At 68.5% G+C, this 23,576-nt stretch carries 25 protein-coding genes; 20 read left to right on the top strand and 5 right to left on the bottom strand.

Features of this window, described 5'->3' with window-relative positions; translation table 11 throughout:
• The 4 genes from AC1D2K_RS07270 to AC1D2K_RS07255 all read left to right on the top strand — a co-directional run.
• The coding region (locus AC1D2K_RS07270) for an acetate--CoA ligase family protein (protein WP_478087509.1) at window positions 1-655 on the top strand (655 nt) is incomplete at its 5' end.
• A gap of 22 nt (window positions 656-677) precedes the next feature.
• Entirely contained in the window at window positions 678-1,661 is a 984-nt protein-coding gene (locus tag AC1D2K_RS07265; protein ID WP_478087508.1) for a tripartite tricarboxylate transporter substrate binding protein, read from the top strand.
• 31 nt (window positions 1,662-1,692) lie between these two features.
• Window positions 1,693-2,871, top strand: a complete 1,179-nt coding sequence (locus AC1D2K_RS07260) for an acyl-CoA dehydrogenase family protein (RefSeq protein ID WP_478087507.1) — start codon at window positions 1,693-1,695, stop codon at window positions 2,869-2,871.
• Window positions 2,868-4,028 (top strand): acyl-CoA dehydrogenase family protein, encoded by a 1,161-nt coding sequence (locus tag AC1D2K_RS07255; RefSeq protein WP_478087505.1) that lies wholly within the window; start codon window positions 2,868-2,870, stop codon window positions 4,026-4,028. Before AC1D2K_RS07260 ends, AC1D2K_RS07255 begins: the two co-directional genes overlap by 4 nt.
• Here the strand turns inward: AC1D2K_RS07255 and AC1D2K_RS07250 are convergent.
• Window positions 4,025-4,849, bottom strand: a complete 825-nt coding sequence (locus AC1D2K_RS07250; RefSeq protein WP_478087504.1) for a YihY family inner membrane protein — start codon at window positions 4,847-4,849, stop codon at window positions 4,025-4,027. The two genes, AC1D2K_RS07255 and AC1D2K_RS07250, sit on opposite strands and share 4 nt — an antisense overlap.
• A gap of 219 nt (window positions 4,850-5,068) precedes the next feature.
• Here AC1D2K_RS07250 and AC1D2K_RS07245 point away from each other — a divergent pair, with 219 nt between their 5' ends.
• The 3 genes from AC1D2K_RS07245 to AC1D2K_RS07235 all read left to right on the top strand — a co-directional run bounded on the left by AC1D2K_RS07245 (window position 5,069) and on the right by AC1D2K_RS07235 (window position 8,138).
• The gene (locus tag AC1D2K_RS07245; RefSeq protein WP_478087502.1) at window positions 5,069-6,706 is read left to right on the top strand and encodes a flavin-containing monooxygenase; all 1,638 of its coding nucleotides are present in this window, start codon (window positions 5,069-5,071) and stop codon (window positions 6,704-6,706) included.
• A gap of 55 nt (window positions 6,707-6,761) precedes the next feature.
• Window positions 6,762-7,454, top strand: a complete 693-nt coding sequence (locus AC1D2K_RS07240) for a VIT1/CCC1 transporter family protein (protein WP_478087501.1) — start codon at window positions 6,762-6,764, stop codon at window positions 7,452-7,454.
• A gap of 75 nt (window positions 7,455-7,529) precedes the next feature.
• Window positions 7,530-8,138 (top strand): GyrI-like domain-containing protein, encoded by a 609-nt coding sequence (locus AC1D2K_RS07235; protein ID WP_478087499.1) that lies wholly within the window; start codon window positions 7,530-7,532, stop codon window positions 8,136-8,138.
• A gap of 59 nt (window positions 8,139-8,197) precedes the next feature.
• On the opposite strand, the gene AC1D2K_RS07230 is transcribed toward AC1D2K_RS07235, so the two are convergent.
• Window positions 8,198-8,659: a hypothetical protein gene (locus AC1D2K_RS07230; protein ID WP_478087497.1), complete on the bottom strand. Its 462-nt coding sequence runs from the start codon at window positions 8,657-8,659 to the stop codon at window positions 8,198-8,200.
• A gap of 363 nt (window positions 8,660-9,022) precedes the next feature.
• Here AC1D2K_RS07230 and AC1D2K_RS07225 point away from each other — a divergent pair, with 363 nt between their 5' ends.
• The 6 genes from AC1D2K_RS07225 (at window position 9,023) to AC1D2K_RS07200 (ending at window position 13,694) form a co-directional block, all read left to right on the top strand.
• Window positions 9,023-9,751 carry a Crp/Fnr family transcriptional regulator gene (locus tag AC1D2K_RS07225; RefSeq protein ID WP_478087496.1) on the top strand — a complete coding sequence of 243 codons (729 nt, stop codon included), beginning with the start codon at window positions 9,023-9,025 and terminating at the stop codon, window positions 9,749-9,751.
• A gap of 204 nt (window positions 9,752-9,955) precedes the next feature.
• Complete coding sequence (locus AC1D2K_RS07220) at window positions 9,956-10,234, top strand: hypothetical protein (RefSeq protein ID WP_478087495.1); 279 nt, start codon at window positions 9,956-9,958, stop codon at window positions 10,232-10,234.
• 22 nt (window positions 10,235-10,256) lie between these two features.
• Entirely contained in the window at window positions 10,257-10,490 is a 234-nt protein-coding gene (locus tag AC1D2K_RS07215; protein WP_478087493.1) for a hypothetical protein, read from the top strand.
• A gap of 209 nt (window positions 10,491-10,699) precedes the next feature.
• Complete coding sequence (locus AC1D2K_RS07210) at window positions 10,700-10,909, top strand: hypothetical protein (protein ID WP_478087491.1); 210 nt, start codon at window positions 10,700-10,702, stop codon at window positions 10,907-10,909.
• Window positions 10,910-10,941: 32 nt separating this feature from the next.
• Window positions 10,942-13,281 carry a phosphocholine-specific phospholipase C gene (locus tag AC1D2K_RS07205; RefSeq protein ID WP_478087489.1) on the top strand — a complete coding sequence of 780 codons (2,340 nt, stop codon included), beginning with the start codon at window positions 10,942-10,944 and terminating at the stop codon, window positions 13,279-13,281.
• Window positions 13,282-13,406: 125 nt separating this feature from the next.
• Window positions 13,407-13,694 (top strand): hypothetical protein, encoded by a 288-nt coding sequence (locus AC1D2K_RS07200; RefSeq protein WP_478087487.1) that lies wholly within the window; start codon window positions 13,407-13,409, stop codon window positions 13,692-13,694.
• A gap of 18 nt (window positions 13,695-13,712) precedes the next feature.
• On the opposite strand, the gene AC1D2K_RS07195 is transcribed toward AC1D2K_RS07200, so the two are convergent.
• Together AC1D2K_RS07195 and AC1D2K_RS07190 are read right to left on the bottom strand one after the other, a co-directional pair.
• Window positions 13,713-14,543, bottom strand: coding sequence for a hypothetical protein (locus tag AC1D2K_RS07195; protein WP_478087486.1), 831 nt, complete (start codon window positions 14,541-14,543; stop codon window positions 13,713-13,715).
• 158 nt (window positions 14,544-14,701) lie between these two features.
• Window positions 14,702-15,466, bottom strand: a complete 765-nt coding sequence (locus tag AC1D2K_RS07190; protein ID WP_478087484.1) for a bestrophin-like domain — start codon at window positions 15,464-15,466, stop codon at window positions 14,702-14,704.
• Between the two features lie 77 nt (window positions 15,467-15,543).
• Here AC1D2K_RS07190 and AC1D2K_RS07185 point away from each other — a divergent pair, with 77 nt between their 5' ends.
• The gene (locus tag AC1D2K_RS07185; protein ID WP_478087482.1) at window positions 15,544-16,128 is read left to right on the top strand and encodes a putative pterin-binding protein; all 585 of its coding nucleotides are present in this window, start codon (window positions 15,544-15,546) and stop codon (window positions 16,126-16,128) included.
• A gap of 35 nt (window positions 16,129-16,163) precedes the next feature.
• Here AC1D2K_RS07185 and AC1D2K_RS07180 read toward each other — a convergent pair whose 3' ends face one another.
• On the bottom strand, window positions 16,164-18,365 hold the full coding sequence (locus AC1D2K_RS07180; protein ID WP_478087481.1) for an Ig-like domain-containing protein: 2,202 nt from the start codon (window positions 18,363-18,365) through the stop codon (window positions 16,164-16,166).
• A 273-nt stretch (window positions 18,366-18,638) separates the two neighbouring features.
• On the opposite strand from AC1D2K_RS07180, the gene AC1D2K_RS07175 reads away from it, so the two are divergent.
• The 6 genes from AC1D2K_RS07175 to AC1D2K_RS07150 form a co-directional block, all read left to right on the top strand.
• Window positions 18,639-19,748, top strand: a complete 1,110-nt coding sequence (locus tag AC1D2K_RS07175; protein ID WP_478087480.1) for an AraC family transcriptional regulator — start codon at window positions 18,639-18,641, stop codon at window positions 19,746-19,748.
• Window positions 19,672-20,601: an aldo/keto reductase gene (locus AC1D2K_RS07170; RefSeq protein ID WP_478087511.1), complete on the top strand. Its 930-nt coding sequence runs from the start codon at window positions 19,672-19,674 to the stop codon at window positions 20,599-20,601. Before AC1D2K_RS07175 ends, AC1D2K_RS07170 begins: the two co-directional genes overlap by 77 nt.
• 54 nt (window positions 20,602-20,655) lie before the next feature.
• The gene (locus AC1D2K_RS07165) at window positions 20,656-21,447 is read left to right on the top strand and encodes a hydroxyacylglutathione hydrolase (protein WP_478087479.1); all 792 of its coding nucleotides are present in this window, start codon (window positions 20,656-20,658) and stop codon (window positions 21,445-21,447) included.
• 175 nt (window positions 21,448-21,622) lie between these two features.
• The gene (locus AC1D2K_RS07160) at window positions 21,623-22,270 is read left to right on the top strand and encodes a dihydrofolate reductase family protein (RefSeq protein ID WP_478087477.1); all 648 of its coding nucleotides are present in this window, start codon (window positions 21,623-21,625) and stop codon (window positions 22,268-22,270) included.
• Window positions 22,271-22,414: 144 nt separating this feature from the next.
• Window positions 22,415-22,561, top strand: coding sequence for a hypothetical protein (locus AC1D2K_RS07155; protein ID WP_478087475.1), 147 nt, complete (start codon window positions 22,415-22,417; stop codon window positions 22,559-22,561).
• 151 nt (window positions 22,562-22,712) lie between these two features.
• On the top strand, window positions 22,713-23,576 hold an 864-nt coding region (locus AC1D2K_RS07150), incomplete at its 3' end, for a metallophosphoesterase family protein (protein ID WP_478087473.1).

Below are 23,576 nucleotides of genomic sequence, written 5' to 3'. Positions count from 1 at the left end.
GCACGACACGAAGGCGCTGCTCGCGCGCTACGGCGTGCCTTCGCTGCCGGAGCATGTCTGCGCCGATGCCGACGCTGCCGTGCGGGCGGCCGGGCAGATCGGCTGGCCGGTGGCCCTGAAGATCCTCAGCGCCGACATCGCCCACAAGACCGAGGCCGGCGGCGTGCGCCTGGACATCGGCGATGCGGCCTCGCTGCGCACGGCCTGCGCCGAGGTGCTCGCCGCCGCGCAAGCGTACGACCCGTCCGCGCGCATCGACGGCCTGCTGGTGCAGCCGATGGCGCGCGGCGGCGTGGCCGAACTGATCGCGGGCGTCACCCACGATCCGGTCTTCGGCCCCGCGCTCACGGTCGGACTCGGCGGCGTGCTGACCGAGCTCTACCGCGATGCCAGCCACCGGCTGCTGCCGGTCGACGCGGCCATGGTCGGCGACATGCTGCGCTCGCTGAAGGCCTGGCCGCTGCTCGACGGCTTTCGCGGCCGGCCGCTGGCCGACGTCGAGGCCGCCTGCGCCGGCATCGCCGCGCTGTCCGATGCCGCCACGGCGCTCGGTGCGCAGGCCGAGGAGGTCGAGATCAATCCGCTGCAGGTGCGCGCGCGTGGCGCCGGTGCGGTGGCGCTCGATGCGCTGGTGCTGGTTCGCCCCGCTCTTTGAAAATCACTCCAGGAGACCCCCGATGAAAACGTCCTTGATGAAGACCGTGTCCGCCGCGGTGCTGGCCGTCGCGGCATCGCTGCTGGCGCCGGCGGCCGCGCTCGCGCAGGCCTATCCCGACAAGCCGATCCGCATGGTGCTGCCGTTCCCGCCCGGCGGCGTGACCGACCTCCTGGCGCGCGCGCTCGCCGAGAAGCTCTCGCCGCGCCTGGGCCAGCCGGTCATCGTCGACAACAAGCCGGGCGCCGGCACGGTGCTGGCGTCCGACTACGTCGCGCGTGCGCCTGCCGACGGCTACACGCTGCTGCTGGCCGCCTCGTCGCTCGGCACCGCGCCGCTGCTCTACGACAAGGTCGGCTACGACGCCATCAAGAGCTTCGCGCCCGTGACGCAGGTCGCGTCCGTGGTGCACGTGCTCGTGGTCAACCCGCAGCTTCCGGTCAAGTCGGTGGCCGAGCTCGTGGCGTACGCGAAGCAGAACCCCGGCAAGCTCAACTACGCTTCGACGGGCATGGGCACCTCCACCCATCTCGAAGGCGAGCTCTTCAAGAGCATGGCCGAGACTTTCATGGTGCACATTCCGTACAAGGGCAGCGGCCCGGCGTTGACCGATGTGGTGGGCGGCCAGGTCGGCGTCATGATCGATGCGCTCGGCTCCTCGGGGCCGTTCATCAGGTCCGGCAAGCTGCGTGCGCTGGCGGTGACGACGGTCAAGCGCTCGCAGTCGATTCCCGAACTGCCGACCGTCGCCGAATCCGGCCTGCCCGGCTACGAGGCGATGCCCTGGCTGGGCCTGGTGGCGCCGGCCGGCACGCCCCAGCCGGTGATCGACCGCCTCCATCGCGAGATCGTCGAAGTCCTGAAAGAGCCCGAGCTGCGCGAGCGCTTCAAGGGCTGGGGGCTGGACATCATCGGCAACACGCCCGCCGAGTTCGCGAGCTTCCTGCGCCGCGACATCGACCAGTGGGCGCGCGTGATCGCCAGCGCCAGGATCAAGGCCGACTGATGCAGGGGTCTTGCGAAACGGAGCGCGTCGAATGAGGCTCGCGCTCACCGAAGAACAGACGCTGATCCAGTCCAGCGCGCTCGACTGGCTGGCTGGCCGATACGACTTCCGCCAGCGCGAGGCCGGCCTGCATCGCGACGGCGGCTCGCCCGTGGCCTGGGCTGCGTTCGCGGAGATGGGTTGGCTGGGCCTGCCGATTCCGGAAGGCGCCGGCGGGCTGGGCCTGGGGCCGCTCGAGGCGGGCTTGCTGATGCAGGCCTTCGGCCGGCACCTGGTGGTCGAGCCGTGGCATGCGTGCGTGCTGCAGGCCGCGCGGCTCCTGGCCCTCGCGGGCACGGCGGCACAGCAAGCCGAATCGCTGCCGCCGCTCATGGCGGGCGAGCGACGGCTGGCCCTGGCGCACGCCGAGCCTGGCGATCGGCTGCCCTGGGCGCCGCGTCGCACGACGGCGGTGCGGACCGCGTCCGGCTGGCGCCTCGACGGTGCAAAGCGCCAATCGATGGCTGCGCCCGGCGCTGCGGGCTGGATCGTCTCGGCGACGGTCGATGGCGGCACGCGGCTGTTCATGGTCGACCCGCCCGCGGACGGGGTGCAGGCGGACGCCTACGACACCAGCGCGGGCGGACGCGCGGCCGACATCGTCTTCGCCGGCACGCCGGCGATCCTGCTGGGCGACGAGCGCGAAAGCGACATGGATGTGCGGCTGAACCGGGTGCTGGCCGAAGGCCTGGTCGCGCTCGGCTGGGAGGCCACGGGCGCCATGCAGGCAGCGCTGGCGCAGACCACCGCGCATACGCAGCAACGCAGGCAGTTCGGCCAGAGCCTGTCGCAGTTCCAGGTGGTGCAGCATCGGCTGGCTGAGATGGCGGTGCACTGTGCGGAGGCGCAAGCGGTCTGCGAGCTGGCATCGATGCGGCTCGCGCTGTCGCCCGACGCGGGCCCCGAGCTGGCGGCCCTGGTGAAGAACAAGGTCGGCCGCGCCGCCCGCTTCGTCGCGCAGGAGGCGGTGCAGCTGCACGGCGCGATGGGCGTGTGCGAGGAGCTGCCGATCGCCGCGACCTTCCGGCTGCTTCTGGCCTTCGGGCAGCAGGGTGGCGATGCGGCGTCGCATGCGTTGCGGCACGGTCGGGAACTCATGGCCAACGGTGCCTTCGGCTGCAGCCAGACGCTTCACGATCGCGCGACGACGATGGAAGGACACAGCGCATGAATCTCGAACTCGAACCCGCCGACCGGGCCTTTCGCGAAGAAGTGCGCGACTTTCTCGCCGCCAACCTGACGGCTGCCCTGCGGGACGGACAGCGCAGCACCACGTCGATGTACCCGGCGCCCGAAGTCTCGACGCCGTGGCAGAAGGCGCTGCAGGCCAAGGGCTGGCTCGTGCCGCTCTGGCCCGTGGCGTGGGGCGGCACCGGCTGGAGCGCACTGCAGCGCTTCATCTTCGAGACCGAATGCGCGCTGGCCGGCGCGCCGCTGGTGCATCCGATGGGCGTGCGCCTGGTGGGGCCGGTGATCCTGCGCTACGGCACCGAGGCGCAGAAGCGCCGCTACCTGCCGCGCATCCTGTCGAGCGAGGACTACTGGTGCCAGGGCTTCTCGGAGCCGAATGCCGGGTCGGACCTCGCGTCGCTGTCGCTGAGTGCGCGGGCGGACGGCAGCGACTATGTGCTCGACGGCACCAAGATCTGGACCAGCTACGCGCACAAGGCCAACCGCATGTTCGCGCTGGTGCGAACCAGCACCGAAGGCAAGAAGCAGCAGGGCATCAGTTTCCTGCTGGTCGACATGAACCTGCCGGGCATCTCGGTGCGGCCGATCGCCACGATCGGCGGCGACCACGAGGTGAACGAGGTGCACTTCGACGGTGTCCGGGTGCCGCAGGCCGACCGCATCGGGGAGGAGAACGCGGGCTGGGATTGCGCCAAGTACCTGCTCGAGTTCGAGCGCGGCGCCGGCATCTTCAGCCCGCGGCTGCGTTTGCAGCTCAAGCGTGTGGCCGAGGCGCTGCGCGTGCCCGGTGCCGTCAACGACGAATTGCTGCGCCGCTTCGGCGAGGTGGCGTCCGATGTCGACACCTTCGAGTGGCTGGAGCTGCGCACCATGGGCGGCCTGGCGCCGGGCGCCAACCCCGGACCGGTGTCGTCGATCCTCAAGCTGCGGGCCAGCCGGCTCAAGCAGGCGATCGGCGAACTGGGCGTGGAAGCCCTCGGTGGTGACAGCCTGCGCTGGCGCAGCGACCCCGCCGATGGCCGCAACGCCACGGCGACGCTGGTGCCGGAGTACTGCAACAGCCGGGCCTACACCATCTTCGGCGGCGCGGCGGAGGTTCAGCTGGGGCTCATTGCACGCACTGTGATGAATGCCTAGGCCCGAGCAGCCTTGCCGCCCGTCCGCCGTCGGGTGAGCGCCAGGTTGGCCGTCATCATGGCCGCGACCAGCGTGACCAGCCACGAGAAGTACACCCATAGCAGGAACATGGGGAGCGCGGCGAACGCCCCGTACAGCGCCTTGTACGTGGGCACCTTGGCGAGGTAGGCGGTGAAGCCGCGCTTGCCCAGCTCGAAGGCCACGCTGGCGATCAAGCCGCCCGCGATGGCGTCGCGCAGCCGTACCTGGGTGTTCGGCACGAGGTAGAACATGCTCGTCAGCGCGATCACGCCGAGCATGAACGGCCCGAGGTCGAGCACGAAGGCGAGTGATCGCGGCAGCGCGCCGATCAGCCCCATGGAACTGCCCAGCAAGTAGGACGTGGCCCAGAGGCTCAGACCCAGCACGGGCGGCCCGACCGCCAGCATCAGCAGGTACAGGCCGACCCGCCTGAACAACGGCCGATTCTTGCGGACCTGCCACATCTGGTTCAGTGCGTTTTCCACGGTCAGCAGCATCGCGATGGCCGCGCCCAGCAGGAACAGCGAGCCGACCCAGGTCAGGCCGCTGGCGTTGGCGGCGAACTGGTTCAGGTACTTCAACACCGTGCGCGCGATGTCCGCCGGAAGCAGCCGGCTCAACAGGATCTCCTGAAGCGCGTCCTTGAAGCGCCTGAAGATCGGGAAGTGCGTGAACAGCGCGAAGCTCGCGGCCAGCAAGGGCACGATGGACAGCAGGGTCGTGAAGGTCAGGCTGCCGGCGACCTGGGGCAGGCGCTCTTTCCTGGCGCGTTGGAATGTCAGGCGGGTCAGGGTGAACATGGATCGCTGAAAGAAAATCGACTGGCTTCGCGGGCCAAGGGTTGCCGCCGCCGGATGGCGATTGTGACGGCTGACTTCGATCGCTTCGGTCGCGAGCCCGGCGGACCTCGACAGCCGTTTGGCCGCGCAGCATACTGGCGCGGGCCTGGCCATCGCCTCATGGGGAGTTCGTTCCGGTGGCACCGGAGTCGTCGACGCCCCACGGGACTGGAGATCCGCATGACCACGCAAGGCTTCACCGAATCGCATGCGCCGCAGGCGCTGGACCTGCTGATCGTCGGCGCCGGCTTCGGTGGCCTCTGCATGCTGCGCAAGGCGCGCGCGATGGGCCTGTCGGCGCTGGTGCTCGAGGCCGCGCCCAGCGTGGGCGGCACCTGGTACGCCAACCGCTACCCCGGTGCCCGCGTCGACATCCAGAGCCTGGAGTACTCGTTCTCGTTCAGCGAGGCCCTGCAGCAGGAATGGCAGTGGAGTGAGCGCTATGCCTCGCAGCCCGAACTGCTGCGCTACGCCAACCACGTGGCGGACCGCTTCGACCTGCGCGGCGGCATCCGCCTGAACACGCGCGTGACGTCGGCCCGCTTCGACGACGACGGGCAGCGCTGGCAGATCGGCGGCACCGGCGCCGATGGCGCGGCGCAGGCCTGGCACGCGCGTTTCGTCGTGCTGGCCAGCGGGCCGCTGTCGACACCGAACACGCCCGCCTTTCCCGGCCTGGAGACCTTCGCCGGGCCGGTCCTGCACACGGCCGACTGGCCGCATGCGCCGGTCGATTTCGGCGGCCGCCGTGTGGGCGTGATCGGCACGGGTTCCTCGGCGGTCCAGGTGATCCCGCGCATCGCGCAGCAGGCGGCGTCGGTGACCGTGTTCCAGCGTACCGCCGCCTACGTGGTGCCGGCCCACAACGGACCGCTCGATCCGGCGCACGAGGCCCGCGTGAAGGCCGACTACCCGGGCTTCCGGGCCCGCAACCGCCAGATGCGCACCGGCTTCGGCTGCGAGCTGCCCTCGAACCCGGACTCGGCGCTGGCGGCGAGTCCCGAAGAGCGCGCAGCGGTGTTCGAGGCCCGCTGGCGCTTCGGCGGGTTCTCCATGCTCAGTGCCTTCGCCGACCTGATGACGGATCTGCGGGCCAACGCACTGGCGGCCGAGTTCGTGCGCGGCAAGATCCGCGAGAAGGTCCGCGACCCGGCGACGGCGGCGCTGCTCTCGCCGCAGCAGCCCATCGGCTGCAAGCGCATGTGCGTGGCCGACGACTACTACGAGACCTTCAACCGGCCGAACGTGCACCTGGTGGACGTCAGCGCGCAGCCGATCGAGGCCATCACGCCGGGCGGACTGCGCACCGGCGGGCGCGAGCACGCCTTCGACACGCTGGTGCTGGCCACCGGCTTCGACGCCGTCACCGGCACGCTGATGCGGATGGACCTGCGCGGCCGCGGCGGCCTGCGCATCCAGGACAAGTGGCGCGACGGGCCGCTGAACTACCTGGGCCTGACGGTGGCCGGCTTCCCGAACCTGTTCAACATCGCCGGCGCGGGCAGCCCCGCGGCCTTCACGAGCGTCATCCTCTCGATCGAGCACCACGTGGACTGGATCGCCGAGTGCATCGCCTGGCTCGACGCACAGGGCCACGCCACGATCGAGGCCACCGGCGAGGCCGAGAGCGCCTGGGTCGCGCAGGTCAACGCGATCGCTGCCCACACGGTGTTCCTGAGCTGCAACTCCTGGTACCTGGGCGCGAACATCCCGGGCAAGCCGCGCATGTTCATGCCGCTGGCCGGCGGATTCCCGGCCTATGCGGAACGCTGCGCGGCGGTGGCCGGCCGGGGCTACGAGGGCTTCGCGCTGGGCTGATCGCGGCGCCGTCGTCCAACGCGGCGAGGCGAGTTCACTCGCTTAGACTTGAACCATGCCGCGCCATTCAGAACGTCACCGCAATCATCGGATCGGCTGGCTGCGCGCCGCCGTGCTCGGTGCCAACGACGGCATCGTTTCGACGGCCAGTCTCGTCGTCGGCGTCGGGGCGGCCGGCGCGAGCCATGCCACTGTCGTGATGACCGGTGTGGCGGGCCTCGTGGCTGGCGCCATGTCGATGGCTGCGGGCGAATATGTGTCGGTCTACTCGCAGGCCGATACCGAGCGGGCCGATCTGGCCCGCGAACGCATGGAGCTGGATACGGACCCTGCCGCCGAGCAGCGCGAACTGACTGCCATCTACGTCAAGCGAGGGCTCGAGCCTGCCCTGGCGCGGCAGGTGGCCGTCGATCTGATGAACCACGATGCCCTGGGTGCCCATGCACGGGACGAACTCGGCATCTCCTCGGGTCTCGGGGCGAATCCGGTGCAGGCTGCCCTGGCCTCGGCCGCCAGCTTCGCGGTGGGTGCCGCGCTGCCGCTGGTCGTCGCGATGCTGGCGCCCGAACGCAGCCTGATTCCCTGGGCGGCGGGCACTTCGATGGCCTTCCTCGCGTTGCTGGGCGCCATTGCCGCGCGTGCAGGCGGGGCAGGCGTTCTCCGGGGGGCTTGGCGCGTTGCTTTTTGGGGAGCGCTGGCGATGGGGGTTACCGCAGGCGTTGGTCGCCTGTTCGGTACGCCCGTTTGATGACTCTGCGGCGGCTTGACCTGGCGTCGAAGCCGCTGCGCCCGGCATGATGGCCGGCCGTCGCCTGGAGCCCCCATGGAAAAGATCGATCTCAGGAAACAACTGAAGCATCTCTATCAACCGTCCGCCAAGGCGGTGGTGCAGGTCGATGTGCCGAGCTTCAGGTTTCTCATGGTCGACGGTCGGGGCGATCCCGGCACGTCGCAGGCGTATGCGCAGGCCGTCGAGGCCCTGTTCTCCGTCTCCTACACCGCCAAGTTCATGGTCAAGAAGGGGCCGCAGGCGACCGACTATGCCGTCATGCCGCTCGAAGGGCTCTGGTGGGCCGATGACATGTCCGCCTTCGTCGCCAACGACAGGGAGCAATGGAACTGGACGATGATGATCATGCAGCCCGACTTCGTCGCCGACGAAGTCATCGAAGCGGCGATGGCCGAAGTGCGACGGAAGAAGGCACTGCCGGCCATCGACAAGCTACGGCTGGAGCGCTTCCCGGAGGGCCCGTGCGCCCAGGTGCTGCATCTTGGACCCTTCTCGGATGAAGGCCCCACGGTGGAGCGGCTGCACGATTTCATCGATGCGCGAAGTGGCCGGGCCGGCAAGCATCACGAGATCTACCTGAGCGACATCCGGCGAGCCGATCCCGCGAAATGGAAAACGGTCATTCGCCAACCGATGAAATGATCCTGCTGCGGCATTCCGCTGCGGAGCCAAAAAGCGCATGGCCCCCGTGAATTCGCAAGTCAGTCCAGGTAGTCGAGAAACAGCGGCGTCACTTCCTGGAGAAAAGAAATCTCCGTCGCGGCGATGCTTCGGGGTTCCAGGTCGAAATGAATGAACGTGCCATAGGGCGTCCCGCACTCGCGCGTCAGCAGCCGCCCGTAGTACGACTCGACGAGACCGACATAGGGGCGGTAGCTCATCAGGGCCTCGTCCTTGGAGACGTGGTCGGTCACGAATTCGCCCTGTTCCATCGCGTGCTTGCAAAAGCTCTTGTCCAGAGGAACCGCTTTCAACCAGGTGCGGTATTCGGAATTGCGGTCGAAGACGTGCTCCGCGCGCATCGCGTCGCCGCTCAACTTGTAGATGGCCGTGTATCTGTAGTCCGTCCTGTCATTGAGCAGCGCCAACGCAGGGCGAATCCCATGGGTGGCAAGGACGCTGCGAACCGCTGCGGTCTGCGCGGAATATTCAAGCTCGGGCATAGGGGATCACGGGTTGGGCGAACTGGGAAAGTCTTGGCGGGGGCGCGTCGGCACGGATTCTATTGACGCCCCCCAAAGCCCGGGATGCAGGGGACAAATGACCTCGGCCGGCCCCGGAAATGTCGGGTTCGTTCGACAAGCCTGCATCTCGCGCCGGCGCCGCCGCCCGGCGCTCACGGCGAGGAATCGGGTGCCAAGGCAGATGTGCAGAGGGGCGTGGCGGCCTAGGGGGAACTGCCTCTTGACTCTCGCGCCGCAGGCGTTCTATGTTACCTACCGTACGGACGCCGGTTTCTGAAACTCGCGCCTGTCGCGAGGCTGTTTTCAGGTGTTCTCCGGTGGTCGAAGCGCGGGAGTCTTGCCATGGTGACCGCCACGGATGCGCGATTGAACGACTTGCTCGCAGCGCTGCCCGACGCCGAATTGGCGCGCTGGTTGCCATTGATCGAATTCATCGACTTGCCGCTCGGCCACGTGCTTTACGAGCCCGGGGCGACGCTCAGCCATGTGTACTTTCCGACCAGCGCCATCATCTCCCTGTTGTACGTGCTGGAGAATGGCGCCTCCGCGGAGCTCGCCGTCGTGGGGAAGGATGGCATCGTCGGGATTTCGCTCTTCATGGGGGGCGGCTCCACGCCGAGCCGCGCCGTCGTCCAGAGTGCCGGCAAGGGCTTCCGGCTCGGCGCCAAGGCGCTGCAGGACGAGTTCAATCGGGGCGGCCCCGTGCTGCACCTGCTGCTGCGCTATACGCAGGCGCTCATCACGCAGATGTCGCAGACGGCCGTTTGCAATCGCCACCATTCCCTCGACCAGCAGCTGTGCCGCTGGCTGCTGCTGAGCCTCGATCGTCGGCCGGGTGACGTTCTGGCGATGACCCAGGAACTGATCTCCAACATGCTTGGGGTTCGTCGCGAAGGGGTGACCGGAGCCGCGGTTCAGCTGCAGGCCGCGGGACTGATTCGCTACGCGCGTGGCCGCATCACGGTGCTCGACCGGCCTGGCCTGGAGAAGCGATCCTGCGAATGCTACGAGGTGGTCAGGAAGGAATACGACCGACTGCTTCCTCGCAGCACGCGTCGTGCCGCGGGGTGATGCGGGCGCGTCGAAGGCGAGGCGAGGGACCCCGCCTCGCGCCCGCGCGCCAGGCTGCTAAGTGCGGTATCGAACAGACCGATGGTCCTTGGGCGTTTATGGTCGGGTGCCTCGACCGTGCGCGTGGAAGCCAGCAGTCTCCAGGCGCAGGTGTCGCAGGTCGTGGGGTGACGGCTGCCGAGCCTTTCAGGGAGGAACTGCGAGATGCCATCCAAGATGGATTTCGAGCGCTCGTCGGGCGAGGCGCAGTGGCTCGACAGCGAGTGGTTCGATGCGTCGCGAACCGGGAACGCCCCGGAGTTGCCGGCTACCCATCCCGAGCAGACGCCCGCGCAGGCCAAGGCACTGCGGCGAGAGAAATTCCTCGTCGGAGCCTGCCTGCTGGTCGCATTGGCGGGCTCGGTGCTGGCCTTGGTCGCGTGCACGGGCGAGCCTTTCGAGCAGGACATGGAGCGCATCTTCATGCGGACCACAACCCCTTGAGGCAGTGCCGCAGGAGCCACGCGTGACCCGCTTGTCCGATGAACAACTGGCGCGGATCCAGAGCTTTCTGTCACGGATCGAAGCCGAATTGCGGGCCGAAGTGCAAGCACTCAAGGACGCGAAGATCCTGTCGCCCGGAACGCGCTGCCGCGTCATCGATGGCGAAGTCGACGACGCCGAAATGTGCTTTTCTCTCGGACCTCGGAGTGCCTCGCCTGCTCGGGAGCTGTCGCGCGACGGCCGCTGGCCGTCCTGACGCCAGCTTTGCGCACCCCTAGGTCGGCGCACCGGGCTCACCCTGCCGACCGCTCGTACGGCAGCCCATGCACGCGCGCCTCGCGCGCGATGTCATCGTCGCTTCATCGCGACGTCACGGCGACTGCCTAGTCTTGGAATGCCTCGACGCGCCGGCGACACCGCCGTTCGTCGAGCACCCTCGATTCCAAGAAACGGAGTGTTGCCCCCATGTATCCCTGGTCCATCCTGCGCGCGCCGGTCGCGCTGTCGATCCTGGCCTGCGCCTTGGCCGCCTGTGGTGGCGGCGAAGGCGGCGGCCTTGGTGGAGCCAACGCTGCCACCGGCACCGCCGGTGCCGGCACGGCCAGCAAGGCCACCCAGCCCGCCCCGGCCGCGTCCGACGCGAGCGGCGAGCCCAGCGTGAGCTACGCCCCCTGACGCCTGTTCCAATCCTCGAAACCGACCCTGCCATGACCACACGTCGCAAGTTTCTCCAGAGCTCCACCGGCACCGGCATCGCCGCCGCCACGCTGGCCGCCTTTCCCCCCAGCATCCGCCGCGCGCTGGCCATCCCCGCCCACCACGACACCGGCACCATCAAGGACGTCAAGCATGTGGTGCTGCTGATGCAGGAGAACCGCTCCTTCGACAGCTATTTCGGCACCTTCAAGGGCGTGCGCGGCTATGGCGACCGTTTCACCGTCCCCGCGCCCAACGGCAAGAACATCTTCCATCAGACCTACACCAAGACGACGCCGCCCAGCACCTACGTGCCTTACCGCCTCGACGAGAGCAAGGGCAACGCGCAACGCGCCGGCAGCACGCCCCACAGCTGGTCCGATTCGCAGGCGGCGTGGGATCACGGCCGCATGTTCAAGTGGCCGGACGCCAAGAACCTGCTGTCGATGGGCTACTACGACACCGCGGAAGTTCCGTTCCAGCGCGCGCTGGCCGACGCCTTCACGCTGTGCGACCACTACCACTGCGGCATGCACACGGGCACCATCGCGAACCGCCTGTTCTACTGGAGCGGCACCAACGGCCCGAACGGCATCAGCCCGGTCGACGGCAGCAGGGTCGAGGTGGCGGGCCTGAACAACCAGTTCAACGGCGGCAACGACATCGGCCCGGCCACCCAGGGCTGGACCTGGACCACCTATGCCGACCGGCTGGAGAAGGGCGGCGTGAAGTGGAAGGTCTACCAGAGCCTGATCGACAACTTCGGCTGCAACGAGATGATGGGCTTCCGCCATTGGCGCGCTGCCATCGAGCAGATGCCGGTGGCCCGCCGTCCGGTCTATGTCGCGGCCACGGACATCACGCAGCCGGTCACTGCCGCCGGCCCGCTCTATGACCCGGTCATCGACGACGCGCTCAGCCCGCTGGCCAAGGGTTTCGGCAACACCATGCCGCAAGGCTTCCTGGAAACATTCCGCGAAGACATCAAGAACGGCAAGCTGCCCGCGGTGTCGTGGATCATTTCTCCGTCCGCATACAGCGAGCACCCCGGACCGTCGAGTCCGGCCAAGGGCGGCTGGTACGTGCAGGAAGTGCTGGACGCGCTGACCTCCAACCCGGAGGTCTGGAGCAAGACGGTGCTGCTGATCAACTTCGACGAGAACGACGGCTTCTTCGACCACCTGCCGTCGCCGGCGGTGCCGTCGCGCAATGCCGACGGGACGCTGGCCGGCGGCTGCACGCTGGCCGACGCCGACGTGGCCGTCGAATATCACAACTACGCGCCGGCGACCTCGAACCAGCCCGCGATCGACGGCCGGCCCTACGGCCCCGGCCCGCGCGTGCCGATGTGGGTGGTCTCGCCCTGGAGCCGCGGCGGCTGGGTCAACTCGCAGGTCTGCGACCACACCTCGACGCTGCTGTTCCTCGAAAAGTGCTTCGGCGTGGCCGAGCCGCAGATCAGCAAGTACCGCCGCGCCGTCTGTGGCGACCTCACCAGCGCCTTCAACTTCGAGCGCCCGAACAACGAGCCGCTGCCCACCCTGGCCGGACGCACGACCAAGGGCGAGGCCGATGCGCTGACCGCCGCCCAGCAGGCGCTGCCGAAGATCATCCCGACGGCCGACCTCCCGCTGCCGGCGCAGGCCACCGGCGTGCGTCCCTCGCGCGCGCTGCCCTACGAGCTCCACACCAGCGCGCGCACGGACTCGGTCAACGGCCGCGTGCAGCTGCTGTTCGCCAACAGCGGCCAGGCCGCCGCCGTGTTCCACGTCTACGACAAGCTGAACCTGGCGGACCGCCTGCCGCGCCGTTACGTGGTCGAGCCCGGCAAGCAGCTCGACGGCCACTGGGCCGCCATGGCCGACAACGCCGGCCTGTACGACCTGTGGGTGCTCGGGCCGAACGGCTTCCACCGCCAGTTCAAGGGCGACCTGAACCGGTTGCGTGCGGGGGGTGTGGCGCTGCCCGAAATCCGCGTGGGCTACGAGAAGCGCCGCGGCGACCTCTACCTTCAGTTGCGCAACGACGGCCGGCGCGACTGCCGCTTCACCGTCCAGTCCAACAAGGTTTACGCGCGCCCCGATGCCCATGGGGCCGGTGACCAAGAGGATCGCGACGACCACGAGGGCCAGGAGGGCCGCGGTATGGATCGCAACGGCGCGTCGGGCATTCGGGTCAAGGGGGGCGACCAGAAGAGCATGCGCTGGAGCCTGGACGCCAGCGGCCAGTGGTACGACTTCGTGGTGACCTGCGATGCCGATCCCGCCTTCTACCGGCGCTTCGCCGGCCGGATCGAGACCGGCCGGCACTCGGTGAGCGATCCGGCGATGGGGTTGGCGGACCGCTTCTGAACGAGGGCGTCCGCCGCGCCCTGGTCGTCCGGACAGCCTACCTCTTTGGCCCAAGGCGCAAGCGCAACCGGCACGATTGAAGTACAAAGCATGTTCTTCAATGGCTTCCCATGAAGGAGGGTCGGATGTTCAGCATCTTTCAGCCCAGCCGAAACGGCCACCTGCGGCGTGTCATGACATTGCTCGAGGAAGCGCAGATGGCGCGCATCGAGCATCAGGCCGCCGCCGAGCACCATGGCGCTCTGGCCCGCATGTACGCGGAGCGCGCGAAGAGGCTCGAGCGMGAGGTCTACGGCTCGGCATCCCTGCCTTCGGGAGACAGCGGGGGCCATCAGAAGTCGGCGGATGACAAGCACGTCGTCTATGCCATGGACGCCAACCGTCGCCTCGACGGCCAGGCGAAGGCGTCGTAGGCGCCTGAAAGTCGCGAGTCAACGCGGGGGCGGCGGCTCCGCAGCCCTCGACGAGGGCGCTCGCACCGGAGCGCGCGAGAAGTCGTACCGCGGCCCCGGCCCGGGGGCGATGGGCGGTCCCAGATCGGCGACGGGCGGCGCGGCCGAGTGCGTGCTGCCGTACTGCGGCCCGGGTCCGGGCGCGATAGGGGGGCCCAGGTCGGGCCCGGCCCGTGCGGCCGCGCGTTCTTCCGCCGTGGTCGAGGGCTCGACCCATGGTCGGCGTGCAGAGGATGGCCGGGCCGCCGGTCGGGCCGTGGCCCGGACCTTGGCTTCAGGACCCGGCGTCGGCGAAGCCTGGGTCTCGGCGGGCTTCGCCGGTGCCTCCGTGGAGGGCCTTTCCGCGACGGCGGCCGGGGCCGCTGGGGCTGCTGGGGCCGCCGGGGTCGGAGGTGCCTGATCCGGCGAGTCCGCCGGCGTCGATTCGGCGGGCGGCTCCGGAGCTGCCGAGGGGATCGGCGACTTGCTCGGCGCCGGCGCCAGCATGGCCAGGAGCCGCGTGTGCAGCGGCGGCACCCCCGGCTTGCGCGTGACCTCCATCCACCACAGCGTGAAGCCGAGAATCATCGCCAGGCCGACGCAGCCGGCCCGCAGCCAGAAGGAGGCCGCTTCGGCCGGCAGGGCAACGATGGCAGCGCCTCCAGGCTGGTGGCCGTCGTCGGCGCGCGGAGCGCCACCGGAGGACGGGCGGAACGCCATCACCGGGTCGACCCGGGAAAGCCCGGACCCGGGCAACGGGTGAGCGCAGCCCGTGCAGTACTTGGACTTGGCGCGGTTCGATTTTCCGCAGACTTCGCAAACAACCGACATGGTCGCAACTCCCTGGGACAGACGCAGGCATCACTTTGCACCGCTGCCGCGCGCTGTATGTCAGCAGTGTCCTACTTCGCGGCCTCCATCGGATCGGACCGCGATCCACTTCCTTGCCGCGGCCACCGGCTCCGGCCCGGCCGGTGTCGGCATCGCCGCTATCGGCTGATCGCCTCCAGGGCCAGGCGAATCGGGGCATTGGAGATGTGCATCAGGCCGCTGAAGGGTTGATTCATGTCCAGGACGAGGAAGATCGCGCCCGCGACCGAGAGCGAGCCGATGAAGAGTGCCACCAGGACAGTCCCGTTGCTGCGGGTGAGAAAGCCGAACCCCACGAAGAGGACGACCAGCCAGAACACCAGCACCACGAGGAACGGCCAGGAAATGGAGCCGCCGGCCTGTTCGTACAGGAGTTGGCGCGCGTCTCCGATGTCGGTGAGGAGCTGCAAGGCGCGGCTCTTCGCGAAGCGCTGGCTGTCCGTCGTCGGCTGCAGGTTGACCACATGCTCGATCAGTTCCTCGTCCGATTCGCGCGTCACGCGCAGGGTGCTGGAGGCCAGCTTCGCGCCACCCCTGTCCGGCCACGCTTGTTCGAGTCTGGCCGCAACAAGATGGCGGAAGGTCTTGCGTGCTTGCCCCGCGTCCGGGCCATAGCTGGCGAACACGCGATCGAGCTGCACGATGTGAACACCGAGCGCCTGCACCTCGGACTCCTGCGTGGCATACGCGGTATGGGCCGAGGCGATGAGCAGGCTCATGACCAGCGCGGAGATGGTCGCGATCAGGCCCAGCACCAGCTTGATGACGTCGTTGGAGTCGGCTTCCTTGTGGTGCAAGGGCAGCTTGCGGTGGAGCGCGATGCCTGCGAGCGCACCGCAGAAGGTGCAGCCAAATACGATCAGGCCGACGAGGATGGGGCTCATGGGGTTCGGTCTCCTGGGCTGGTCAGCGGGAAAGACGGCGGTGGACGGATGCAAGCGTAGCGCTCCACAATCGCGCGATGAACAAACGACGCTTTCTCGGGACCGCGACCCTCGCCGGACTGGTGCCCGCGACTCGCGCATGGGCGGCCGACCCGCCGCGCCAGGGTCCCGGTCTCCTGACCGTCAGCGGAGCGGTAGGCAAGACCAACCGTGGCCCCGTCGATCCGGCGCTCGACCAGTTGCTGGTCAAGCATGGCGTCAAGTTCGACAAGGCGTACGTGCTCGATGCCGAGGCCTTGCGCCGCCTGCCGGTGGTTCGAATCAAGGCGACGCTCGAGTACGACGCCAAGATGCATTCGCTCGCGGGTCCCTTGCTGACCCGCGTGCTCGAGTCGGCGGGCGTGGCGCCGGCCGGCGAAGTGATGCTCGGACTTCGCGCGGTGGACGGCTATGTCGTGCCGCTGCGCATGGCCGATGCGCGCAGCTACCGCATGATCGTGGCCACCGAGATGGACGGGGCGCCGCTCGCGCTGGGCGGCTTGGGCCCGCAGTGGGCCGTCTACGAGGCCGACACGCTCGCCGCGTTCAAGGACAAGCCGCTCAAGGAACGCTTCGCCCTGTGCCCCTGGGGGCTGTACAGCATCGAGGTCACGCGCGGCTGAGCGCCGGCGAGTCGATGCGCCGCGGCCCGACCGGATCAGGGCAGGAAGTTGAGCGTTTCGGGCAACGGCAAGCCGGCCGGCATCTCGAACAGCGGGCCGGCACCGTCGGGGTCGATGACCTGCGCGCCGTCCGTCGCGAAGAACACCGCGATCTGCGCCTGGGCCGCGACAGCCAGCGGCGCGGCCGCCGGGTTGCCGATGTTGGTGAGGAAGGTGTGCGGGTTCTTGGGAATGGCCCCGCCGGTCGCGGCAAAGGCCAGGTCGTTGCGGAAGTACATGGCGCGGTCCGCCAGCTGTCCCGCGCGAAGGATCGCGGTGGTCGTCGGATTCGGAACCGTGGTGTCGCCCTTGGCGAACTGCACGATCACCGGCTTGGCCCCGTTGCCGCGCAGGGGTTGCCGGCGGATGTACGGGGCATAGGACACCGGATTGCCCGACTGCTGTACCCACGTGTTGTGTTCGAGCACCTGCTGGATCGCGCTGGCGCCTGCGACGTCGTTCACCAGTGGCGGAACATCGCGCAGCGGGATGTTCTCGTTGAAGTTCAGATTGAAAGGCGGCGGCACGTTCGGCGTCGGCGGCAGGTTGAGCAGTTGCGGCTGGCGCGTTGCCAACGCGATCGCGGTCAGCACCCGGAACCCGCCCAGGCGCGCGACCTCGGGGATCGAGCCGCCCGGCACGTTGGGAACACCGGCCCTGACGGCACCTTCCACGCCGAGGAAGATCGTGCCGTAGATGCCGCCGAAGGATTGCCCGGCGTAGTAGATGCGGCTCTTGTCGATGTCGACCGAGCCGTCGCCGTCGACATCGATGCCGACCTGGATCTGCCGCACCAGCTGCATCAGGTCGATCACGGTCTGGCGCAGGCCGTCGCGGCTGGACACGATCGTCGACGACCCGACCGCACTGACCCCTTCGGTGGAGTCGATCGCGCCGTTGCCGTCCTGGTCGAAGCCGCGGCCGCCCGACGGCACGACGACCGGAGCGCCGGCCTGCGGGGTCACGTTGAGCGTGCCCAGGGCGCCGCCACCGTGGCCGACGACGCTGATCGCCATCGTTGCGATCCCTCTGGACGCGAACATCGATGCGACGGTCCAGGGTGCGCCGTACATGCTGTCGGTGAAGCCATGGCCGAAGATCGCCACCGGCCAACCACCCGGCGGCCGGGCACCGCTCGGCAGGAACATCTCGACCACCAGCTCGTTGCTCGACTGAGGCACCGGAAATCCGGTCAAGGTGCCGGTGGCGGGGATGACTCTGGCCGTGTTCAGGTAATCGGGCGAGCTGAACTTGCCGAAGGCCACACGCCCGACCGCGCCCGGGACCACGCCCAGCGCCGTCGTCGGGACGGGCGATGGAGTGAACGCCGGGGCCGTCCCGGTCTGCTGCACCCACTGGATTCCAGCCAGGCCGGCGACCGGAAACACGGCACGCGCCGTGCCGTCGTTGCCGATCATGAAATTCACGGGCGCCGGATTGGAGCGCCTGATCTGATCCCGGATCTTCAGCAGGTCGGCGCTGATGCTCTGCGTGGTGAACAGGCTCAGCGCGACCGCGCGGTGCCGGCCCTGCGGGATCGAGCGGTCCGCGTTCTGCAGCGCCCCGCGATAGTCCATCGTGTCGCGGTCTTGCGCCTCGCCGCGGTCGGTCGGCTGGCGAAGCCGAGCGAATGCCCCGCCATCGAGGGGGTCCCCGGCCTTGTCGCGAATGCCGTTGGTGACCACCAGCACGTAGCGCGAGTGCTCCTGCAGCAGTTCTTCCGATTCGACCACCAGCGTCTTGCCGGCGACGTCCCAGGCCACCTGGTTGATGCCGACCTTCTGGCCGAAGCCGGCGCCCGAGAGCGTGTCGCCCAGGTTCACCAGGTACAGCGTCTCGCTGGTGACGGTCTTCAGGTCGATCTCACCGGTGAACGGCACGCTGATGCGCGGCTGCGTATTGAAGCCGTCGAGCGTGTTGAGGACGTCGATGTCGGCGCAATCGGACACCATCACGGCGCAGTTCGGCTTGGGCAGCTTCACGCGCTTGAACGTGTTCTGCGTCCAGTCCGGCTGGGTGAAGCGGTCGCTCGGAAACGGGCTCGTCGTCGGACTGGAGAAATCGAGCTTCACRCTGACCCCGGCGGCCAATGCGAAGACCGGCGCCGCGATCAAGACGGCCAGCGCCACGTGGCGAACCACGAACCGGCCATGGGTGGAGAAGGCGCGTTTCGAATCCGCCTTGAGTCGAGCTTGCATTGGATGTCTCCTCGCCGAACTTGTTGTTGGAGTGGCTGGGACGAGTCGGCTGCGACAGACCCGCCGACGGCTTTATAGCCGCTTGCCGGTCGCGCGACCAGCTAGGGATAGTCCGGCCAGTGGCGGCGGACGGGGTCCGCCTTCATCGGCGGCGCTACCTGCGGCGTCGGCAGATTGGGCAGCCTTGCAGGATTCTTGGCGATGTTTGCACGATCCTCCGGCAGAGGCCCAGGCGTCGAGACAAGCGGCGGCGAGATGCCTAAGCTACGGCACATGCTGACCTCCACCCATCAGGCACTGCGAGACGATCGATCTGCCAATCAACTGCAGGCCACGGTCATGCGGGCCGAGCTGGCCGCCCTGATCGACCGGCACACCGGTACCGACGGCGCCCATGCGACGGCGATACCGCGCCTCATCCTGGCCCGCGCCTCGCACACGCAGCATCCGGTCCACTCGGTCTACGAGCCGGCCTTCTGCGTGCTGGCGCAGGGCAGCAAGCGCGTCCTGCTCGGTGGCGAGGTCTACGTCTACGACAGCAGCCACTACCTGGTGGTCGCACAGAACCTGCCCGTGGCGGGCCAGGTGATCGACRCATCGCCGGAGGCGCCGTACCTTGGCCTGCGGCTGGATTTCGACGTCAAGGACATTGCCGCGCTGGCGCTGGAGCTCAAGCTGCGCGAAGTGCTTCCGGTGCGAGCCTCGCAACGCGGGATGTTCACGGGCGAGATCTCCTCCACGCTGCTGGACCCGCTGCTGCGCCTGGTCAAGTTGCTGGCCTCGCCCGAGGACGTGCCCGCCCTGGCGCCGCTGATCACCCGCGAGATCCTGTACCGCCTGCTCAGGTCGCCCGATGGCTGGCGGCTGGCACAGATGGCCGTGGTCGACAGCCACAGCCAGCGGATCACGCAGGCCATCGGTCTGCTCTCGCGCCGGTTTCAGGAGCCACTGCGGGTCGAGGATCCTGATCGGCGAACACGTGGACGCCGCGACCGCCGGACACCGCGTCGGCTACGACAGCCAGTCGCAGTTCAACCGCGAATACAGCCGCTTCTTCGGCTCGCCACCCGCACGCGACGTCAAGCGTCTGCGCGAACTTCAGCTGGGCCGAGCAAGCGGCTGACGAGTCGGGGGCACCCGCGCCCCCGCCGAACCCGCAAATCGATCCGTACGCATGCCAGTGGCGCCGCGCAGCGGCAAGCCACGGGGGACCTTCGTCCCTTCGACCTCACCAATGAGTGGACCCATGAAAAAACGCAAGCTTGGCAACAGCGGTCTCGAAGTCTCGGCCCTTGGCTTCGGCTGCATGGGCATGAGCTTCGGCTATGGCCCGACGTCCCTGAGCCGCGAGGAGCAGATCGACGTCATCCGCGCCGCCCATGATTTCGGCGTGACCTTTTTCGACACGGCCGAAGCCTATGGCCCGTACGTCAACGAAGAACTGGTGGGCGAGGCGATCGCCCCGTTCCGCGCCGGCGTCGTCGTCGCGACCAAGTTCGGCTTCGACATCCGGGACGACCGGATCGTCGGACTGAACAGCCGCCCCGAACAGATCCGCAAGGTCGCCGAAGCCTCGCTGAAGCGGCTGAAGGTCGAGGCCATCGACCTGTTCTACCAGCACCGGGTCGATCCCGAGGTGCCGATCGAGGAGGTCGCCGGCGCGGTCAAGGATCTCGTGGCACGGGGCCTGGTGAAGCACTTCGGCCTGTCCGAGGCCAGCGCCGCGACCCTCCGGCGTGCCCACGCCGTGCAACCCGTCAGCGTGCTGCAGTCCGAATACTCGCTGTGGACGCGCGATCCCGAGCACGGCCTGCTGCAGACGGTGGAAGAACTGGGCATCGGCTTCGTGCCCTGGAGTCCGCTGGGCCAGGGCTACCTGACGGGCAAGGTCAGCGACGACGCCACGTTCGGCGACGCCGACCTGCGCAGCACCTTTCCGCGCTTCGCGCCCGAGGAGCTCAAGGCCAACCGGGCCTTGCTGGCGCTGGTCGCGAAGGTGGCCGAGCGCCAGCGCGCGACCCTGGCGCAGACCGCCCTGGCCTGGCTGCTGGCGAAGAAGCCGTGGATCGTGCCGATCCCGGGCACGCGCAGCTTCGGCCGGCTGGACGAGAACCTCGGTGCCGCGGACCTTCGACTGACCGCCGACGATGTGCGCGAACTCGACGCCGCGCTGGCGAACGCGCCGGTGCGCCAGCCGCGCCTGTCCGAGGCGCACATGGGCTTCATCGACCGCTGAAAGCGCCGACGGTATGCTTCCCACTCGCACACCCTGTGACACCTGGAGCATCCCATGATCGTCGAGCGCATCTGGACCGGCAACGCCTACCGCAACTACAACTACCTGATCGTTTGCCCCGAGAGCGGCGAGGCCCTCGCCATCGATCCCCTGGACCACCAGAAATGCCTGGCCGCCGCCAAGGAGAAGGGCTGGGAGATCACGCAGATCCTCAATACGCACGAGCATCACGACCACACCGGCGGCAATGAGGCGGTGGTCGCGGCGACCGGGGCCAAGGTGATTGCGCACCACCAGTCGGGCTCTCGCATCGCGGGCGTGGATCGCGGCGTCAAGGCCGGCGACGTGATCAAGGTCGGCAAGACCGTCGAGCTCGAATGCCTGGACACGCCCGGCCATACGATGTGCCACATCTGCCTGCGATCCCACACCGAGCAGCCGGCGCTGTTCTCCGGCGACACGCTGTTCAACGCCGGCGCGGGCAACTGCCACAACGGCGGCAATCCCGAGGACCTGTACACCACCTTCGTCGACCAGCTCGCGAAGCTGCCCGACGACACGCGCGTCTACCCGGGCCACGACTACATCGAGAACAATCTGCGCTTCACCCTCGCGCGCGAGCCCGACAACGCGGCGGCCAAGGCGCTGTTGCCCGCCATGACGGGGCATGACCCGGCCAGGGCCCGCGTCACGACGCTGCGCGAGGAGAAGCAGATCAACACCTTCTTGCGCCTGTCCAGCCCGAGCGTCATCGCGGCGCTTCGCGAGGTCTTTCCCGACCTGCCGGAGAAGCCGGACCCGAAGACCGTGTTCGTCAAGCTTCGCGAGCTGCGCAACAAGTGGTGAGCCTGGCGTAGCGGGACGACGGGGTCCAGCTCGAAGAGCTTCCGTGCCGGCGTGATGCGCGCGTTCGGCATGCGATAGGGCGGCAGCGCCGGCGATGACCCTGGGGTCTTCGGCCCTGTGGACAATGGGCGCTGGCCCATGCCCGGGCCGGCTTGATCAGGCAAGGAGCCACTCCATGTCCCAACTCCGCGTTCAGAGCTTCGCCATCTCCCTCGACGGCTACGGCGCCGGGCCGAGCCAGGATCTGCAGAATCCGCTCGGCATCCGGGGCCCCGAGTTGATGGAGTGGTTCTTCCACACCCGCCTGTGGCGCCGGATGCACGGCCATGACGATGGAGAGACGGGCGTCGACAACGGCATCGCCGAGCAGGGCTTTGCCGGCATCGGCGCCTGGATCCTCGGGCGCAACATGTTCGGCCCGGTCCGGGGGCCGTGGCCGGACGAGAGCTGGAAAGGCTGGTGGGGCAACGAGCCGCCGTATCACACCCCCGTGTTCGTGCTCACGCACCATCCGCGGCCGCCGTTCGCGATGGCCGGAGGCACGGTGTTCCGCTTCGTCACCGAAGGCATTCACGCGGCCCTGGAGCAGGCGAGGGCCGCGGCGGGCGGCCTCGACGTTCGCCTGGGCGGCGGCGTGGCCACGGTTCGGCAGTATCTCAATGCGGGACTGATCGACGAGCTGCATCTGGCCGTGCAGCCTGTGCTGCTCGGCTCGGGCGAGCCGCTCTTCCAGGGCCTCGACCTGCCGGCGCTGGGCTATGAATGCGCGGAGTCCGTCGCCGGCGAACGCGCGACGCACGTGTTCTTGCGCAAGGGGACGTGACGCGTCCGGCGGTGCTCAGGTTCGCGCTTCGATCAAGCCGTCGTCGTCGCAAGGCTTTCGAAAACCGTCATCGCCGCGCCATGTTGCCCGGATAGCCTTCGGCGCGCGCAACGCTCCTGCGCGCGAACCGATCGTATGAAAACCTTGCCCATCGTCAGAATCCTCACCACCACGGCGGTCGCCTGGCTGCTCGCGGACAGCGTCCATGCGCAGTCGCCCGCCGGCAGAAGCCGCGCGCAAGCTGAAGTCATCACCGCGGTCCCCGCGCGCGCCGAGGCCAAGGGACACTGATCGGCGCGGCGGCCAGCCGCCGCATGGCAGCGCGTCACAGTCCCGTCACCGGTCGCATCGATAGTCGCGCCGTGGATCCGAATCCCCTCGTGGGATCGGCATCCCCGCCGCATCGCCGTCTCGTGATTTCAATGGACCAGGAGCCTCTTCCATGATGATCCGCCGCTTCGTGCTGACTTGCGCCATGACCGCCGTTGCCTCGGGCATCGGCTTGGCCAGCATCGACGTTCACGCCCGTTCAGACGAACCACCCCAGGGGGTCGCCTCGAACGATCGAGACCGGGACCGGGCCGATGACCGCCACGGCGGTCCGCTCGAGCCGATCAAGGTCAAGATCATCGGCTTCAACGACTTCCACGGCACCCTGCAGTCGCCCGGTACCTTCGGCGTCAATACCGTGGTCCCGGCGGCGCAGCGACCGGCCGTCGGAGGCGCCGAATACATGGCTGCCTACGTGGCTCGCCTGAAGGCGCAGAACGTCCACAACGTGGTCGTCGGCGCCGGCGACTTCATCGGTGCCTCGCCGCTGATCTCCGCGTTGTTCTTCGACGAGCCTGCGGTCGAGACACTGAACAAGATCGGGGTCGAGTTCAATGCCGTGGGAAACCACGAGTTCGACAAGGGCTCGGCGGAACTGAAGCGCCTGCAGGACGGCGGCTGCAAGCTCAGCAACGGGGTTCCCGATCCGAACAGCTGCAAGGGCCTCGGCTCCAATGCACCGGGCACCTTCGACGGTGCGAGGTTCAAGTGGCTGTCGGCGAATGTGTTCGAGACCGCGACCGGCCGCACCGTGCTGCCGCCCTACGGCATCAAGACCTTCCACGGCGCGAAGGTGGCTTTCATCGGCATGACGCTGAAGGGCACGCCCGCCATCGTCACGCCGACTGGCGTCGCGGGCCTGGAGTTCCGCGACGAGGCGGACACGGTCAACGCGCTGATTCCGCGCCTGCGCGCGCAGGGGGTCGATGCCATCGTCGTGCTCGTCCACCAGGGCGGTTTCCAGACCAGCCCGAAC

Source organism: Variovorax sp. P1_H12_2, assembly GCF_056405335.1.
The sequence above is the reverse complement of the archived record's forward strand: the minus strand, read 5'-3'. Positions and strand labels throughout refer to the sequence as shown.